Genomic DNA, 17,499 nt, shown 5'->3' on the forward strand with positions numbered 1-17,499 from the left:
TTTAATTTTACTGTTTTTGGTGTACAATTAATATAATGATTGATGAACAATCGTTAAATATTGTGACCAAAAGTTACCTGGTTAAGAATAGTAAAAAATACTTTCGCTAATTAGCTCTAATAAAGAAGAATTAAATTACTATTCGTAAAAGTAAATGGAGGTAGTGTTGAGAAACTATGAAAAAGAAATTAGAAAAATATGAAATCGAAGAAATAGATATAAAAATGCTATTTGCAGTTTTAACTTGGGGATTTTTATTGATATTATCACCACTATTGAAAATAATTTGTAATATAACAAATATATATAAAGTAAACCTAATTTATATGATTTTAATTAATCTATGTTTATGTACTATAGGTTTTATCTTGTTTAAAATATATAAATATTTATCATTAAAATTTAATCTATTTTTAAAAATATATATAGGAATTACAATAAGTATCTATATATTAACTTTAATTTTTATAATAATTGAAAATATATTTATGAATAATAACATTTATTTTAAAGGAACAGTTTCATATATAATTCTTATAATTAGTTTTGCTAATTTAATCTCAGCAATACTTTTATTGTTTATAATAAGTATAAAAATCATCCAGGAAAGCATTAAGAAGAATAGCGGTAAAGTAGTAGCCTTAAAAAATATTATAATTCTAACTCCAGTAATTATATCTTTAGGTTTTACTTTATCATTTGGCTCTATGGGTGTATTATTCTCAAAACCAGAAGAAATTAAGGTTATTAACAAAAATATACAATATAATATCAGGATTGTAGGATTTTTAACTGCAAGGGATGAAGCCACTTATATATATAATAAATCAATAAACTCTCTATTGATGAAAAAAATTTATAATAATGAAATTCCTCCAGAAATACTTGCTGAAAACAATGATTACTATTAAAGATAATTAGAATATATTATCAAGGGTTCTATTTTTTATAATATACTCTAATTTATTTAGTAGATATGAGGAACAATTTTAAACTATTGCGATTTAAAGGGATGTCCGATGGACATCCCTTTATATTATACTTATTTCAACATTATTTTAAAACAAAGCCAATAGTTAAATAAGAGATTGTATCAAAATACAACCACAATATCTTAAATCGGTAATTTTGATTCAATCTCTTAAATTTTATAATTTAATCTTATGGTATTAATCTTTTTCTATCCCTTGGATATAAATTCACTATTTAACTTTTCTTTTGCATATTTACAAATTAACTTTTCACCTTCTGGATCTAAGTCTCCTTCTAAATCAACCTTATTATATTCTTTATTTAAAAATCAATCCTATATCATCTTACATTTATAGCTTCTCTTGTATCATTAAAATTTTCTATAGTATTATTGCGTACTTCTATTATTAATATACTTCCTAATATAATAAGTGTGATTAATTCTGCTAATGGCAAAGATAAAAACACCCCTACAGTTCCTATAAATGGTGGTAATACTATTGTAAATATAAATTGAAATACAAATCCTCTTCCTATAGATATTATATTTGCATAAATATTTTTACCTATTGCTTGATAATATCCACTCATAGTGAATATTGTTCCTATAAAAGGGCTTCCAATACAATAAATTAGTATCATTCGATATGCAAATTCTATATTTTCAGGACTTACTCCAAAAATTCTAATAATTTCTCTACCATAAATAAATATACCTGTATAAACTAAAATACCACTTACAACACATATAGATATTGTTATATAAACAAATTGATTCATCCTTTTTATTTTCTTGGCACCATAATGATATCCAATCAAAGGCTGCAATCCTTGTGCTATCCCCATACATGTATTTACTAAAAAGCAATTTATATATGTTGCCACTGTATATATAGCCACATCTACAGTATTTCCATATAAAAACATAGTTCTATTTTGTGTTAATAATATAATTCCATATGATATTTGTATTGCAAAACTTACAAATCCTATTTTAAATATTCTTTTTACTAATTCTATATTTATCCTTAAATTTTTTCTTTTTATCTTTATAGTAGCTTTTCCTTTTATAAAATGATATAAGGATACAGTCATTGATATTACTATACTTGCACTTGTAGCAACTGCTGCACCCTTTACTCCAAATCCTAACCTCATAACAAATAACCAATCTAATACTATATTTGCTATAGCACCTACACCAATCATCATCATTGATAAATCTGGTCTTCCATCTGTTCTAACTATAGGATTTAATGCTGTTGAAAACATATATGGTATTGCTATTATAAATATTATTGTATAATATTCAGTTGCACTCTGCATAGTATCTGAAGTTGCCCCTAATATTTTTATTATGGGGTTCCTAAAAGTAATTCCTAATATAGTAATTATAATTCCAATAATTATAATTAAACTAATACAAGTTCCTAAAGCTTTTTCAGCCTTTTCATTTTTTCCTTTTCCCATATAAATAGCCATTATACTACTTGTACCTATTCCTATCATAAGTCCAATTCCCACAATAAGAGTTACAGCAGGCCATGCTATATTTACACCAGCAAGTCCAACTTCACCAACACCTTGTCCTATAAATATTCCATCAACTACTGTATATATTGTATTTAATACTACTCCAACTACAGATGCTATTATAAACCTAGCCCAAACTTTAAATATATTAGCATTTAAAACTTCTTTTATATCCACTGCTATGTTCCTTTCTTTCAGTTACAGAATCTCTATTCTTTCTAAGTCGCCTGGAACAAACACTTGTCCATTATATACTGACTTTGCTTCTTCAGTATATAGCTTCTTACGTTGAGAAAGCTTTTTATCCTCTGTATGATATAAAACTAAATTTTCTACATTAAGTTCTTTTGCAAGCTTTCCTGCTTCAATAGGTGTGCTATGATTTTTTTCATATGGCTTAAATATGTGTCTATCTGCATATAAACAAAATGCTTCTGAAAGTAGCCAATCACAATTTTCAACATACTTTCTATTAACTTCATTGTAGGGTTCATCTCCAAGACAAACTAATGTCTTTTTATTTGGAAGAATTGCTTTAAATCCAAATTGTTTATCTTTACTAGATTCAATATCGAAAAATTCTATACTCATTCCTATAACATCAATTTTATCTTCATTCCAAACTTCACAAATATTAATTCCATTGCCAATAAATTTTACTAACTTTTTAGTTAACATCATATTGCTTAACGTATTTAAAATATTAACAACTTCATTATGTCCGTAAATATTAAATTCACCTTTAAATTTTCCTTCATTCATTAAAGCTGCATATTTTCTTATTATCCATACGGCTCCCATTATGTGATCTGTATGTCCATGAGTAACAAACATTCCTTTAATATTTTTATAACTAATTTCTGCTTTCTCTAATTGTGCCAGTATTCCATTACCACCACCAGCATCTACTAAGAAATATTCTTCATCATTTCTCAATGCAAAACAGGTATTATAACATTTTGTTACCATAGCTGAACCTGTTCCTAACATAATTAATTCCACATTCATATTATGTACCTCTTTCCAGTATAAATTTTCTTACATATCAAATAATATATTACATTAATTCTGCTAATTACAAAATCAATACTAATAAATATTTAATTTAATCTAACTTCTAAATTAATATTTATTGTTTAATTTATATCTAATTATCACATGAATAGAGCAATTACTTAAATATTACTATTATACTATATTCGTATCGATACACTTTCTCAAAAATTGCTTTTTACAAATTCTTCTTTTATAATTATTACTTAAAGGATGTGAAATAATGAGAGAATTTAATCAAAAAAAAATAGCACTTATTAATGATGTAACCGGCTTTGGCAGATGTTCTATAGCTGTGGCATTACCTATAATTTCAATACTTAAAGTTCAATGTTGCTTCATTCCTAGAGCTATATTATCTAATCACACTGGATTTGATAATTTTTTCTTCGAAGATTACACTCCTAAAATGAAAGAATATATAAATAATTGGGAAAAGCTTAATTTAAATTTTGATGGAATATGTACTGGCTTTTTAGGATCTAAAGAACAAATTGAAATTGTGGTAGAATTTTTAGAAAAGTTCAAAACTGAAAATAATATAGTCATAGTTGATCCTGTAATGGGCGATTATGGAAAACTATATTCTACTTACACTGATGAAATGTGCAAAAAAATGCAGGATTTAATTAAATATGCAGATGTAGTAACTCCAAATCTCACTGAGCTTTGCAAACTATTGGACGTGCCTTATCCAAATGAAACACCAAATCATGAAGAATTGTATATTCTATGTAAAAACCTTTCTAATAAAGGTCCTAATAAAATAGTTATTACTGGATTACAAAGAGGTGGCTGTATAGAGAACTTTATATTTGAAAGCGATAAACCTTACAAAGTTATAAAGGTTGAAAAAATCGGAGATGATAGACCAGGAACTGGAGATGTTTTTTCATCTATTGTATCTGGTAGCATTGTTAAAAATGAAAGTTTTTCAGTATGTGTTGAAAAAGCAACTAGCTTTATTAGTAAATCATTAAAATTTACTAATGATTTAAACTTGCCTCCTAACTATGGAGTTTGTTTTGAAGAATTTTTAAGCGAATTAAAATAATATATAAAAGGTAGGGGTAATATGGTTATTTTATATACTGTAGATAATGGGAATTATATTAGTTTAAGAAATATAACATTAGATGAAATGACCGCTAGAGGGATAAAGAAAAATATATATATTAATTTAACAAACTTGTGTCCTTGTGCTTGCACATTTTGTTTAAGAAAAACAAAAGAAATGTCCGAAAGCAATAGTTTATGGTTAAAAAGAGAACCAACTGTTGAAGAAGTAATTAACGAATTTGAAAATATCGATTTATCTAAATGTGATGAGATTATATTCTGTGGCTTTGGAGAACCTACTGAAAGGATTAATGATTTAGTTAAAATTTCAAAATATATAAAAGAAAAAAATCCTAAAGCTAAAATAAGAATAAATACTAATGGACTTGGCGATTTAATAAATAATAAAAAAATTGCTCCACTTTTAAAAGATTTAATAGATACAGTATCTATTAGCCTTAATGCTTCTACTGAAGAAGAATATTATAAATTAACACAAAGTAAATTTGGAATAAAATCTTAAGAAGCTATGAAAAAATTTGCATTAGATTGTAAAAATTATATACCAAATGTAGTTCTTTCAGTAGTAGATTGTATTGGCAAAAACGAAATTAATGCTTGTCAAAAAATTTGTGATAATTTAGGTGTAAAATTAAGAGTTAGACCTTTAGAATAAAAAGTAAAAAGTGCATGTTACTTAAATTACGTAACATGCACTTTTTATTTTTTTATATTTATATTTAACAAAATTACTTTAATACATTATTAATATATTAAGAAAATTAAAGAAAACAAGAGCATATCTTAGTATTTAACTCTGAATTAAATCAATTCACCTCCACATCGCAATTGATAATAATTATCTGTTAATATATATTGTTATTAAAGTGATTATTAAATAATGAGGTGAATATAATGAAATTTATGATGGATATAAGAGAAAAAACTTCACTATTACATAGTGCGGCAGAAAATACTGGATATATAAAGAAATTAGTTGATGGAATTGCTTCAGTTGAAGGATATGCTGAATACATTTATAATTTAGAAAAAATGTATAAAGCTATTGAGGATGCATTAGATAAAAATGAAAACAATGCTGTAATTAATCCATTTGTTACAAAAGAGTTATATCGTTCAAAGCTTATAAGAAAAGATTTAGAGTTCTTATTAGGTGATAAATTAAATTCAATGAAATTATTAGCTTCTACAGAAGCTTGTGTTGCAAAAATAGAAGAATTATCAGAAACTAAGCCTGAGCTTGTAGTTGCATATGCGTATACAAGATTTTTAGCTGATTTATTTGGTGGTAGAACATTCCTTTCACTATTAAGTACAAGCTATAAAATATCTAATGAAGGATTAAACTACTATCAATTCCCTGAAATTAATGATTTAAGAGGATATGTTATGAAATATCATAATATGTTAGCCGAAATTAATTTATCTGATGAAATGAAAATTGATTTTATTAACGAAGTTAATAATGCTTATATTTATAATCTTGCTATATCAAATGAATTAGATGCTAAGTTAAAATAAAACCTTTCAACCTTATATTTATTATGGTTTAAATATACCAAAAGTGATGCTCTAACTTTTAGAGCATCACTTTTTATAATATAAAATATTTTATCTAAATTATTCTTTATATTTTTATAGACACATTTCTAATATTTTTTTAACATCAGTTTCATTTAATGGAACATAAGCGTAAGCTAAAGAACCATGTTAACTGCTCCCTTTGCCATTTCATCAAAATGAGTTTCATCAATATTAACCTCTTTTAAAGTCATAGGAATTCCACAGTCTTTAAAGAATTTTTCTGTTAAATCAATTGCTTCATTTGCTAAAGCAAATTTATCTTCTTTAGGTTCTAGCTTCCATACATTTATTGCATAATCTACAAATTTATCTACCGTATTTTCACTTAAAATATATCTCATCCACCTTGGAGTTACTATTGCAAGCCCTACCCCATGTGTAATATCATAAAAAGCACTTAATTCATGTTCTATTGGATGACAAGTCCAAGCTCCAGGCTTACCACTTCCACATAACCCATTTAGAGCCATGGAACTAGCCCACATTAAATTAGCTCTAGCTTCATAATTTGTAGGATCTTTTAGAGCTATTGGGCAGTACTTTATACAAGTTTCTAACAATCCTTCTGAGAATTTATCTTGAACAAATGCACCTTCTGTCTTTTTAAAATAACTTTCAAATACATGTGACATTATATCAGCTGTACCTGCTGCTGTTTGAATACTAGGTAATGTATATAGATATTCTGGATCTAATATAGATACTTGTGGTTTCATATTTACACTTGCAGTACCTAACTTTTCATTAGTATCCATCTTAGAAATAACGGCATTCCCGTTCATTTCTGAACCTGTAGCTGCTAAAGTTAAAATAGTTACTATAGGTAAAACTTTATCTATCTTTTCTGGATTTGTTACTAAATCCCATGGATCTCCATCATAAAAAGCTCCTGCTGCTACAACCTTAGCGCAATCTATTGTACTTCCTCCTCCAACAGCTAAAATAACATCAATATTATTTTCCTTACAAAGCTTAACTCCTCTTCTTACAGTTTCAATCTTTGGATTAGGTTCAATTTTATCAAGTTCAATTATATTATAGTCTTTTAATAACTTCTTAACACTATCATATATTCCATTTCTTTTTATACTTCCTCCACCATAAGCAAGTAAAATATTTTTCCCATATCTACTAATTACTTCTGGTAAATTTGTAATTTGTCCTTTTCCAAATATCATTTCACTATATGCCTTAAAATTAAAATTTTCCAACTTCTCTTCCTCCTCAAATATATAAACCTTTAATACTATTATTGCTCTACTCTATGCTTTAAAGCAATATTATTTTTATATTTTTAGAAAAATTTACATATTAACTTGTAAACAATTACTAACTTCTCGCTTTATTATAGCCCTTATTTCTTACATAATATATACTTAAATATATCTATGATATTTAAAGGTGGTTGTTTAATTTATGAATAAAAGTATTATATTTTTTGATATTGATGGTACTCTAATTGATGAAAAAACTCATATAATTCCTGATAGTGCTAAAAAAGCTATAAGGCTTGCTAGGAAAAATGGTCATTTAGCTTTTATTAATACAGGAAGAACGCTATGCCAAATTAAAAACTTAAAAAAAGAAATAGATTTTGATGGATTTATTTGTGGCTGTGGAACTTATATTGAATATAATAATGAAACTCTCTATCATAAATGCTTAGGAATTGACTTTACAAAAAAACTTATTAAAAGCTTAAAAAAGTACAAGCTAGATGCAGCTTTAGAAAGTATTGACGGTGTATATTATGATTATTTATATAATATAAAACATAAAGAGGTACTTAATATTATTGAAGCTCATAAGCATGAAGGTACTTATGAAGATTTAACTTGGGATTCTCATAACCTAAATGTTGATAAACTTGTTTTATTTATAACTGAATATAGTAATTTTGAAGGATTTTTTCAAGAATTTAAAGATACTTTAGATTTTATAAAAAGAGCTGACGACTTTTATGAACTAGCTCCCAAGGGTTGTTCTAAAGCCACAGGAATTGAATTTATAATTAATCATTTAAATATTGATTTTGAAAATACTTTTGGAATTGGCGATAGTACTAATGATTTAACAATGCTTCAATATGTAAAAAATAGTATCGCTATGGGTAATTCAAATCCTCAATTATTTGAATATGTAAATTATATAACTACAGATTTATTAAATGATGGTATTTATTCTGCACTAGCACATTATAACCTAATATAAATAACTTTATTATTAACTTTTATTTAAATCTATAATAAATTAAATGAACAGTAGATACAGCTATTTTAAATAACTTATATCTACTGTTAATTATTTTTAATCTATTAAATAATTATTTATATATTTTTTAAAATTTAAATTTACTATTAATATACTCTAATTTACAGGTAATATTATTGTAAAACTGCTTCCCTTATTTAATTCACTTTCTAAAGTAATATGTCCATCATGTAACTCCACAATATATTTAACCAATGTTAATCCTATTCCACTGCTACTTACTTTAGTGGAATTAAAATTCTTTCCTTGCTCAAATCTCTTGAATATAAACTCTTGATCATCTTTAGATATTCCAAGACCATTATCTACTATAGAAATACTTACAGTCTCCTCATCTCTTTTAATTAAAACTTCAATTTTTCCACCTTGCTCTGTAAACTTAACTGAATTTCCAATTAAATTAATAATACATCTTTCTATTTCTTTAGGATCACAACTAATTAACATTTCTTCAACTTCAGGATCAATAATTAATTCTATTCCTTTTTCTTTTATATAATCACTCATATTTAATGCAGTCTCCTCCACTAAATATACTATATCAACATTTTCTTCTTTATTTATTTTATAAGCACCTGATTCAATTTTAGAGCTATCTATAATATCATTTATAATGTTTAATAAGTTATTAGAGCTTTTCTTTATTACCCCCATATAATGTGATGTTTTTTTATCAGTATCCTTTCCAGACTTCTCTAAAGAATTTAGTAACTGAATTACTGATAAAATTATATTTATAGGTGTTCTTAATTCATGAGATAAATTAACGAAATAATCATTTTTAAACTGCTCATTTCTAATATTCTGCTCATAAAGCTTTTTATTTTCTTCCATTTGCCGATTTATCTCTTTTGTTTGATTAGCTACTATTTTTTTTAAAAATTTAAGCCTATATCCTCCCCAAAAAATTACTAACATGAAAAGGGCTAGATATAAACAATATGCTATATTTGACTGCCAAAATGGCTTCTTTATAATAAAATTTATAGTAGATTCTTCTGTTAAACTTCCATCACTCTTAACTGCTTTAACTCTAAAGGTATATTTACCTGGTTTTAATTTTGTATAAACTGCATAACCCTCTTTATTACTAACATTCCATTCTTCATTTATTGCATCCATTTTATACAAATAAGTTATGTTACCTATCCTTGTATAATTAGGAAGAAAGTATGCAAACGATATAGTATTTTCATTATAATTAAGTTCAAGGGTTTCTCCGTCAGTTATATATAAACTCCTATTTATCCATAGAGTATCTAAGACTACTTTATCTACTATAGGAGTTATTTCCCCTATAGTATTAGGGTCAAATGAAACTACACCATTAGTTGTCCCAAATAGTAACTGCCCCTCTTTAGTCTTATATGCAGCTCTTTCATTAAATTGATTTCCACATACTCCATCTACTTCTTTAAAATTTATAAACCTATTCTCATTAATAATAAATTTACTTAATCCATTACTTGTTCCTAACCATATATCTTCATTATCATCTATAATTATACTATTTATATAATGGCTTCCTAAACCATCTTTTTCATAATATTTAGTGAAAGTTTCTTCTTCGATATTAAATTTATTTAATCCTACTTTAGTACCTATCCAAATATTACCTTCTTCATCTCCTTGAATACAATTTATATAATCATAATTTAATGAATTATCTTCTGAATTTGCTAAATAATTTTTAATTATTCCTTTAGTTTTATGAAACTTTATTAATCCAGCATCTATTCCTCCAGCTAGCCAAAGAATATTTTCATCACTTTTATCTTGAAAAATATCATATATTTCATAATTATTAATACCTGCGTTTATAAAATCATCCCTATAATAAGTTACTTCATGAGTTCCATTAGTATCCCTATAAAGTCCTTCTATTGTAGCTGCCCATGTATAATTTCCATCATTTATAGTTTTAAACTCTTTACTTAAAAAAAGGTTTCTATTGTATTCATCATAAGCGTATATATAGTGCTCTCTCATTTTTTTATTAATTACATCTACACCCTTTTCAGTACAAATTATTATATTACCATTAGACTCTTCTAAAATATATTTTATTTTATTACTTAATAATGAAATCTCCTCATTCTCATCATGAACAAATCTTAGCATACTCTTTTCCTTTCTATCAAAATAAATTAATCCATTTTCTTCTGTACCTATCCATAAATCTCCATCAATGTCTTGTAAAAAAGATGTTATACTACTTTCTGATATTCCATATTTTTTAAAAATATTATTTATTTTGTTACTAAATTGTTGCTTAATATTTAATATGCTGATTCCTTTATTACTACCAACCCATATAACTCCACTTCTGTCCTCATACAAACATCTTATTGAATTACTTATTAAATGGCTATTACTGGTATTATATATGTTTGTTTCATTACTATCTTGTATGTATCTCATTAAACCGTTATCACCATAAAACCATATATTATTATTACTATCACATAATACCTTTGTTTCAATATCAATATTATAATTGCGTAATTCATCATTATAATCATTCAGTTCATTATTTTCGTTTAAAACAACTATGCCACTCTCACTAGATATCCAAATATTACCCTTTGTATCTTTCTCTATTTCATATATATATTCTAATTTACTATATTTACTTTTATTATTGGATATATAATTTGTTTTTAAATCTATAATATTTGCTCCATCCTTAGTTCCTATCCATAAATTTCCTCTATCATCTTCTTTTATATAAGTTATATGATTATTATCTAAGCTTGTACTACTTCCATCTGAATAGTATTTTATAAACTTATTATTTTTCTCATCATATCTATTCAATCCATTTTTAGTTCCAACCCACATAGTATCATTACTATCTCTATATATTGAAGTTATTTCATAATTAGATAATCCTGAATTATTTTCTTCCTTTGTACATATTCTTATTATATTACTTTCTTGCCTATTAATAATATTTAATCCGCAATCAGTTCCTATCCACATGTCTCCATATTTATCTTCATTTATAGCTGTTATATATGGCGAAGTAAGGCTATTTTTATTATTAATTTCATAATTATACTTTACCACCATATTTCCATTGTATTTATTAAGTCCATCTTCAGTCCCTATCCAAATATATCCTAGTGAATCTTGATAAATATCAGTTATAAGATTACTAGATAATCCATCTTTTGTAGTTAAATTATTAAAGTTTATTTTTTCTTCTATAAGTAAACTATTATCACCTTCTAATTGATTAGCAAAAACCACATTGCCATTACTTAATAAAATAATAAATATCATCATAAATAATAATATTTTTTTTAGTTCTCTACTCATAGCACCCTCTCTATTTTTCATTATAATGGTATATATCATAAATTATTGAATATACTTACATTTTTTACTAAAAGTATTGTTATTATATCATACAAATAAGACACATTATGTCTTATTTGTACATAATGTGTCTTATTTTTATTTTTCACTTCTTATTTACACTATTTTTAAACTTTTTTTATTATCATTATAGCTTATTATATTACCATTATAACTCTTATTAAGTAATACAACATTATCTATATTCTTTATTGGAATAAGCTTATATTCTTCATCATAATAATATAAACATAATCCTTCTTGTCTTAAAACATAAGAAATTGGAAATATGCATATTTTACCCCTATTTATCTCTACCTCTATAAAAGTTTTGTTATCTAATGCTTTATCGATTTTCTTACAAACTTCACTTTCGCTATCAAATTTCTCTTCATACAAATCTACTATAAAACGTTCCTGTAATTTATTTAATATCTTAGAACATCTCTTTTCATCTACAATCTTAAATCTATCAATTAAAAGAGATTGCTCTAAATTTTTACTTATATTTTCGCAAATATATAGTGCAAGCATTAAAGACTCATAATCATTATATCTTAGCATTTGCCTTCTTATTATATAATTATTATCTATTTCTATTCCACCATTTTTTCCTCTATGAATTATTATTGGAATACCTAAAACTGATAATTTATCTAAGTCCCTTTGTATTGTTCTTGTTGATACGTTATATACGCTTGCAAGCTCCTTAATTGTAATTTTACAGTTGCTTCTTAAGAGATAAAATACAATTTCTAACAATCTCATTACTACTACCTTTCCAACTTCCTAACATTCAATTATATTTCTAATTTATTTATTATTTTTTAACCACATAATAGCACAATATGTATGCATTGCTGCACCTGTAACTAATATATCTTCATTAAACACTACTTTCTCATTATGCATAGGTTCACCATATAAAGAGTTTTCTTGCTTTGTACCAGCACCTAACATAAGATAAACACTTGGAACTTCATATGAGTAGGAAGCAAAATCTTCTGATCCCATTCCTCCACCTTCAAATAAACACACTGATTTTTCGCCTAATAAATCTTTTATGTAGGAAGTAACTTCCTTAGCTAAATCAGTATCATTAGCTAATGGTGGTACTGATGATAATTCTATTAATTCAGCTTCCCCTCTAAACATCTTAGCAGTAGATTCTACTATTTCTTTCATTCTATTAAATATAAATTCTCCAACCTCTTTATCTAAACTTCTTATAGTACCTTCCATAATAACTTCATTTGGTATTATATTTGGTGCTTCTCCACCTACAAATTTTCCAATTGTTACAACTGCAGGCTTTGTAGCTGATATTTCTCTAGATATAATTTCTTGTAAAGATATATATATATGAGCTGCTATATTTATTGGATCTACTCCAAGCTCTGGCATAGCTCCATGACAGCCTAATCCCTTTACAACTATTCTAAATCTGTTACACCCAGCTATACTAGTTCCTAAACCACATAATACAACATTTGAAGGAGTACCAGAATGCACATGCATTGCCATAGCTGCATCAACCTTTGGGTTATTAAGAACTCCTGCTTCCAACATTTTTTTTGCTCCAGTAAATCCTTCTTCATCTGGTTGAAATACTAATTTAACAGTTCCCTCTATTTCATCTTGATTTTCTTTAAGTAACTTTGCTGCTCCTAAAAGCATTGCTGTATGCATATCGTGTCCACATGAATGCATACAGCCATTATTTGCTTTAAAATCACATTCAGTTGCTTCAGCCATTGGTAATGCATCCATATCCGCTCTTAATAAAAATGTTTTTCCTGGCTTATTCCCTTCAATTGTTGCCACTATACCACTTTCACATATCTCCTTTGGATCATATCCAAATTCCTTTAACTTTTCTATTACATATGCTTTTGTCTTTGGTAATTCAGCCCCAACTTCAGGATTTTGATGGATGGTTCTTCTATATCCTACTATTTCATCTTTTATTGATTTAGCTTGTTCCATAAATTTATTCATACTAAGACCTCACTTTACTATTTTATGTTATCAATTTATTTATATACTACCTCGCAAATACGACATATATTGTCATTATTTATAGTAATTTTAAAATAAATTTATATACCAAATAGTATTTCCTTTTAAAGTCACTATTAAAACTTTTTATAATCTTTTATTTAATACTTTTATAATATTTTATTAACTTTTAATTTTTTCTCAAATATGCTTTATTTCCTTTTTAACTCTATCTATTGATGCTCTATTAACTCTACTTTATCTACTTCATCTATAGAAACTATATCCGTTAAAACATCACTAATATCTAACTCATCATCAAGGTTAATTTTAAACCTAAGATTTACTCGTTTTTCTGCTTCCTTTCTCACTTCAATTGATATTATATCTGCCCCAGAGCTTCTTATCATCTCTTTTATATTTTCTACTGAGATTGCTATATTGCCATTTATACCTACCTCTATATGTGCATGTGAATTTTTCTTAATTATTATTAATTTCTTTATTTTAAATATATCATTTAAAAAAGCATAAGCTACTATAGTAATTACTATAGATGATATATATATTCCTGACCCTACAGCAAGACCAATAATTGCAGCTAAACAAATTGAAGCAGCTGTCGTTAATCCTTTTATACTTCTTTTATCCTTTAATATTGTTCCAGCTCCTAAAAATCCAATACCTGATATATATTGCCCTGCTAATCTAAATACATCATTTGATCCACCATTAACACGATAATATTCTAAAGAAGTTATTTGAATTAGCAATCCAACAAGTCCAACCATAACATGAGTCCTTATCCCCACTACCATGCCTTTTTTTCTCTATTATATCCTATAGACCCTGTAAGTATTACACCTAATATAATTTTTATTGATACTTCTATTGCTACTTTTAAATCTAAATTTTTCATTAACTCTCCTAGCATATAAATACTCATCTACCTTAATCTAAACTTTATAATTAAAATAATTTTTAAAACTTTTTCTATACTAAATGGGCTTTTATTAAACAACTATCATATCTGTATTGATAAATTTATCATATTACGCCTTTACAATATATGTTAATAATACTATATGAAAAATACTTTTCTGTCTAATTAAACTATTAATTATAATTTCTTTTTATAAAAATAAATCCTAAACTCAAACGAGTTTAGGATTTACTATATAATCTCCTTTATTCTGTCCTCTGAATATACTTACAGTTTACACATATATGATTTAAAAAAACTAATAATCTTTCATAAAGGGGATATACATTCTCACCAAATTTCTTCTCTAATAATTCCCCTATTTCCTTAACAGTTTTACTTCCATCAATTTGTATAAACACTTCACTACTATATTGGTCGAAAGTAATAGTTTTGTACATAGGAATTTTAAACTTTAATCTTCTAAAAATTTTTTGAATTTTATGGTCTTGTTTTTCAAAAATAGTAACTATACCTTCTTTATCTACTTCATACTCAATATTATCACAGATTTTAAACTTTATATTTAAAACTTCTTCATTATTATTCATTATTCTTTACCTTCGATGACATAATTGGTATGGTTGTAGCTATAACTAAAATAATTAATAATATTATAGCCATCATATTTCCACCAGCGAATCCTGTTGGAATTCTAGGTTTTATAACACCACTAACTTGTAATATTATCCCTACTAGCCCTATTATAGATCCACCTGCAACAAGACCTGAAGATAGGCTTATTCCATTGGCCACTTTAACTTCTTTTTCTCTTTCATCTTTGCTGATTTTTTCAATAAACACACGTATTAATGCACCTACTAATATTATAGATGTTGTTGATATAGGTAAATAAAATCCTATGGCAATAGTCATTATTGGTAAATCTAATAAGAATAAGAATAAAGCCATAACAACACCAACTATAATCATAGGCCAAGGTAAATTACCTTGCATTATTCCAGAAGTTAATGTAGACATTAAATTTGCTTGTGGAAGTGCAAATGGTGCATCTGCTCCTGTAATAGCTAATTGATCTGAAAGTACCATTACTGTTCCTGTAACAACAATAACCCCAACTATACTAGCTATTAAAAAATAATTTTGCATTTCTTTTTTACTTCCACCTATTACATATGTTACTTTTTGAGATTGACTATATCCTCCTGCTACTGATATAGCAACAACCATAAAATTTGCAAATAAAAGCAATGATTTATTATCTGCTTGCCCTTTCCATCCCATTATAACAAATACTAATGTTAGTATAACTAATGAAGCTATTGTCATACCTGATACAGGAAGGTTTGATGTTCCTATTGTACCTGCTAAACGACCTGAAACTATTACAAATAATAAAGCCAATATTATTGAAACAATAGCTGCTACTATAGCCATTGTAGCCCCTTGAGAAATTAAAAATGCTGATACAATTATTATTGAAAGCCCAGCTAAAAGTATTATCATTTCACCTGAACTTTTTTCTTTACTATCATCTTTACTTGATTTTGCCTTTAATGTTTCTTTTATAGATACAATTATTGTTGGTATAAGCTTTATTGCACCTATTATACCACCACAAAGCATCATTCCTGCACCTATATATTTAACATAACTTCCTGCTATTGAGTTTACTTCCATTTGATGAAGAAGTACTGTAGCATCATTCCATGAGTGCACATTTTTATCTGCTAAATCTGTAAAATAACCTATCAAAGGTGTAATTCCAAAGTTAGCTAGTATTGATCCTGCAAACATAGTTAAAGATACCTCTAACCCAACTATAAAACCTATACCTAATAAAAGTGGATTTACTTCAGTAGAAAATTTCCATTTGTAAAACTTGCTTCCTACAAAGGTAATAGTATTATTAATTAAGTTTAAAAATGAACTTGTTAAAACATTTATAATACCACTTATAAAAAAACCAATTCCCATAAATTTTATAGCATCTCCGCCTGCTTCTGAAGCAACAAGAGTTTCTGATATAGCCATAGATTCTGGATACATAAGTTTTCCATGCTCTTCAACAATTAAGTAATTATAAACTAATGATAAAGCCCCTATTCCAAATAGAGCTCCAGCTATTCCTACACTTATACCTTCTAAAAAAGTTACCTTGCTTCCTATTAATATAATTGCAGGTAATACATAAATAACACCACTTGCGATAGATTCTCCACCACTTGACATACCTTGAGTTATGTTTTTTCCAAGTATTCCTTTACTTTTAGCAAAAGCTCCTATAAGCATTGAACCTATTATTGCTCCTGGTATTCCGGCTGCAACAGTTAACCCTGACTTCATACCAGAATAAGCAGTAGATGCCGCAAATATAGTAGCTAATACTATTCCAATTATAAGTACAGAAACATTGGCTCCGCGCTTTGATTTATCAGTTATATACGGAACATAATCTTTTCCATGCACACCACCATAAGCTTCTTTAGGTAATTTGTTTTTCATATATAATCTCCTTCCTTTGTTTTATTGATGCAATATATTTAGTATGTGCATTTTATTATTTAACATAATTAGAGATTATATTTTTTTATAAAATAATTTCTAAAAATACTTCAATTAAACTACTTTTTAACTATTTATTTTATAAATGTAATTAAATCAAAAATAACCATAGATACTTAACATCAATATCTATAGCTATC

Annotated in this window: 14 protein-coding genes and 1 pseudogene; 6 read left to right on the plus strand and 9 right to left on the minus strand. The window is 26.5% G+C overall.

Annotation, left to right across the window (positions count from 1 at the left end):
• The first annotated feature begins 488 nt into the window (after positions 1 to 488).
• A complete protein-coding gene (locus tag HMPREF0216_RS17155; protein WP_147576262.1) occupies positions 489 to 911 on the plus strand; it encodes a hypothetical protein in 423 nt (140 codons plus the stop codon).
• A 400-nt stretch (positions 912 to 1,311) separates the two neighbouring features.
• On the opposite strand, the gene HMPREF0216_RS11245 is transcribed toward HMPREF0216_RS17155, so the two are convergent.
• Both HMPREF0216_RS11245 and HMPREF0216_RS11250 read right to left on the minus strand, forming a co-directional pair.
• Entirely contained in the window at positions 1,312 to 2,682 is a 1,371-nt protein-coding gene (locus HMPREF0216_RS11245) for an MATE family efflux transporter (protein ID WP_005214331.1), read from the minus strand.
• A gap of 21 nt (positions 2,683 to 2,703) precedes the next feature.
• Complete coding sequence (locus HMPREF0216_RS11250; protein WP_005214333.1) at positions 2,704 to 3,513, minus strand: MBL fold metallo-hydrolase; 810 nt, start codon at positions 3,511 to 3,513, stop codon at positions 2,704 to 2,706.
• A gap of 268 nt (positions 3,514 to 3,781) precedes the next feature.
• Here HMPREF0216_RS11250 and HMPREF0216_RS11255 point away from each other — a divergent pair, with 268 nt between their 5' ends.
• The 4 genes from HMPREF0216_RS11255 to HMPREF0216_RS11265 all read left to right on the plus strand — a co-directional run bounded on the left by HMPREF0216_RS11255 (position 3,782) and on the right by HMPREF0216_RS11265 (position 6,159).
• Positions 3,782 to 4,612, plus strand: a complete 831-nt coding sequence (locus HMPREF0216_RS11255; RefSeq protein ID WP_005214334.1) for a pyridoxamine kinase — start codon at positions 3,782 to 3,784, stop codon at positions 4,610 to 4,612.
• A gap of 21 nt (positions 4,613 to 4,633) precedes the next feature.
• Positions 4,634 to 5,140, plus strand: coding sequence for a TatD family nuclease-associated radical SAM protein (locus HMPREF0216_RS11260; protein WP_005214336.1), 507 nt, complete (start codon positions 4,634 to 4,636; stop codon positions 5,138 to 5,140).
• 6 nt (positions 5,141 to 5,146) lie between these two features.
• A complete protein-coding gene (locus HMPREF0216_RS18140) occupies positions 5,147 to 5,293 on the plus strand; it encodes a hypothetical protein (RefSeq protein WP_005214338.1) in 147 nt (48 codons plus the stop codon).
• 239 nt (positions 5,294 to 5,532) lie between these two features.
• Positions 5,533 to 6,159 (plus strand): biliverdin-producing heme oxygenase, encoded by a 627-nt coding sequence (locus tag HMPREF0216_RS11265; RefSeq protein ID WP_005214340.1) that lies wholly within the window; start codon positions 5,533 to 5,535, stop codon positions 6,157 to 6,159.
• A 114-nt stretch (positions 6,160 to 6,273) separates the two neighbouring features.
• Here HMPREF0216_RS11265 and HMPREF0216_RS11270 read toward each other — a convergent pair.
• Positions 6,274 to 7,433, minus strand: a pseudogene (locus HMPREF0216_RS11270) (iron-containing alcohol dehydrogenase).
• A gap of 205 nt (positions 7,434 to 7,638) precedes the next feature.
• Between HMPREF0216_RS11270 and HMPREF0216_RS11275 the strand changes: the two are divergent.
• Positions 7,639 to 8,433 carry a Cof-type HAD-IIB family hydrolase gene (locus HMPREF0216_RS11275; protein WP_005214343.1) on the plus strand — a complete coding sequence of 265 codons (795 nt, stop codon included), beginning with the start codon at positions 7,639 to 7,641 and terminating at the stop codon, positions 8,431 to 8,433.
• Between the two features lie 156 nt (positions 8,434 to 8,589).
• On the opposite strand, the gene HMPREF0216_RS11280 is transcribed toward HMPREF0216_RS11275, so the two are convergent.
• The 6 genes from HMPREF0216_RS11280 to HMPREF0216_RS11305 all read right to left on the minus strand — a co-directional run bounded on the left by HMPREF0216_RS11280 (position 8,590) and on the right by HMPREF0216_RS11305 (position 17,299).
• Entirely contained in the window at positions 8,590 to 11,814 is a 3,225-nt protein-coding gene (locus HMPREF0216_RS11280; protein ID WP_040419773.1) for a ligand-binding sensor domain-containing protein, read from the minus strand.
• Positions 11,815 to 11,970: 156 nt separating this feature from the next.
• Positions 11,971 to 12,621, minus strand: coding sequence for a helix-turn-helix transcriptional regulator (locus HMPREF0216_RS11285; protein WP_005214345.1), 651 nt, complete (start codon positions 12,619 to 12,621; stop codon positions 11,971 to 11,973).
• Positions 12,622 to 12,666: 45 nt separating this feature from the next.
• A complete protein-coding gene (locus tag HMPREF0216_RS11290) occupies positions 12,667 to 13,851 on the minus strand; it encodes a M20 metallopeptidase family protein (protein ID WP_005214346.1) in 1,185 nt (394 codons plus the stop codon).
• 233 nt (positions 13,852 to 14,084) lie between these two features.
• Entirely contained in the window at positions 14,085 to 14,663 is a 579-nt protein-coding gene (locus HMPREF0216_RS11295; protein ID WP_169317578.1) for an MgtC/SapB family protein, read from the minus strand.
• 376 nt (positions 14,664 to 15,039) lie between these two features.
• Positions 15,040 to 15,384, minus strand: coding sequence for a hypothetical protein (locus HMPREF0216_RS11300; protein ID WP_005214353.1), 345 nt, complete (start codon positions 15,382 to 15,384; stop codon positions 15,040 to 15,042).
• Positions 15,377 to 17,299, minus strand: a complete 1,923-nt coding sequence (locus HMPREF0216_RS11305) for an OPT family oligopeptide transporter (protein ID WP_005214355.1) — start codon at positions 17,297 to 17,299, stop codon at positions 15,377 to 15,379. Before HMPREF0216_RS11305 ends, HMPREF0216_RS11300 begins: the two co-directional genes overlap by 8 nt.
• Between the last annotated feature and the right edge of the window lie 200 nt (positions 17,300 to 17,499).

The organism is Clostridium celatum DSM 1785, assembly GCF_000320405.1.
GTDB classification, from domain to species: domain Bacteria; phylum Bacillota; class Clostridia; order Clostridiales; family Clostridiaceae; genus Clostridium; species Clostridium celatum.

What these genes read in the sequence shown, in the direction of transcription:
- HMPREF0216_RS17155 (WP_147576262.1), top strand. Translation starts at nt 489, where the DNA reads ATGAATAATAACATTTATTTTAAAGGAACAGTTTCATATATAATTCTT.
- HMPREF0216_RS11250 (WP_005214333.1), bottom strand. Translation starts at nt 3,513, where the DNA reads ATGAATGTGGAATTAATTATGTTAGGAACAGGTTCAGCTATGGTAACA.
- HMPREF0216_RS11255 (WP_005214334.1), top strand. Translation starts at nt 3,782, where the DNA reads ATGAGAGAATTTAATCAAAAAAAAATAGCACTTATTAATGATGTAACC.
- HMPREF0216_RS11260 (WP_005214336.1), top strand. Translation starts at nt 4,634, where the DNA reads ATGGTTATTTTATATACTGTAGATAATGGGAATTATATTAGTTTAAGA.
- HMPREF0216_RS18140 (WP_005214338.1), top strand. Translation starts at nt 5,147, where the DNA reads ATGAAAAAATTTGCATTAGATTGTAAAAATTATATACCAAATGTAGTT.
- HMPREF0216_RS11265 (WP_005214340.1), top strand. Translation starts at nt 5,533, where the DNA reads ATGAAATTTATGATGGATATAAGAGAAAAAACTTCACTATTACATAGT.
- HMPREF0216_RS11275 (WP_005214343.1), top strand. Translation starts at nt 7,639, where the DNA reads ATGAATAAAAGTATTATATTTTTTGATATTGATGGTACTCTAATTGAT.
- HMPREF0216_RS11280 (WP_040419773.1), bottom strand. Translation starts at nt 11,814, where the DNA reads ATGAGTAGAGAACTAAAAAAAATATTATTATTTATGATGATATTTATT.
- HMPREF0216_RS11285 (WP_005214345.1), bottom strand. Translation starts at nt 12,621, where the DNA reads ATGAGATTGTTAGAAATTGTATTTTATCTCTTAAGAAGCAACTGTAAA.
- HMPREF0216_RS11290 (WP_005214346.1), bottom strand. Translation starts at nt 13,851, where the DNA reads ATGAATAAATTTATGGAACAAGCTAAATCAATAAAAGATGAAATAGTA.
- HMPREF0216_RS11300 (WP_005214353.1), bottom strand. Translation starts at nt 15,384, where the DNA reads ATGAATAATAATGAAGAAGTTTTAAATATAAAGTTTAAAATCTGTGAT.
- HMPREF0216_RS11305 (WP_005214355.1), bottom strand. Translation starts at nt 17,299, where the DNA reads ATGAAAAACAAATTACCTAAAGAAGCTTATGGTGGTGTGCATGGAAAA.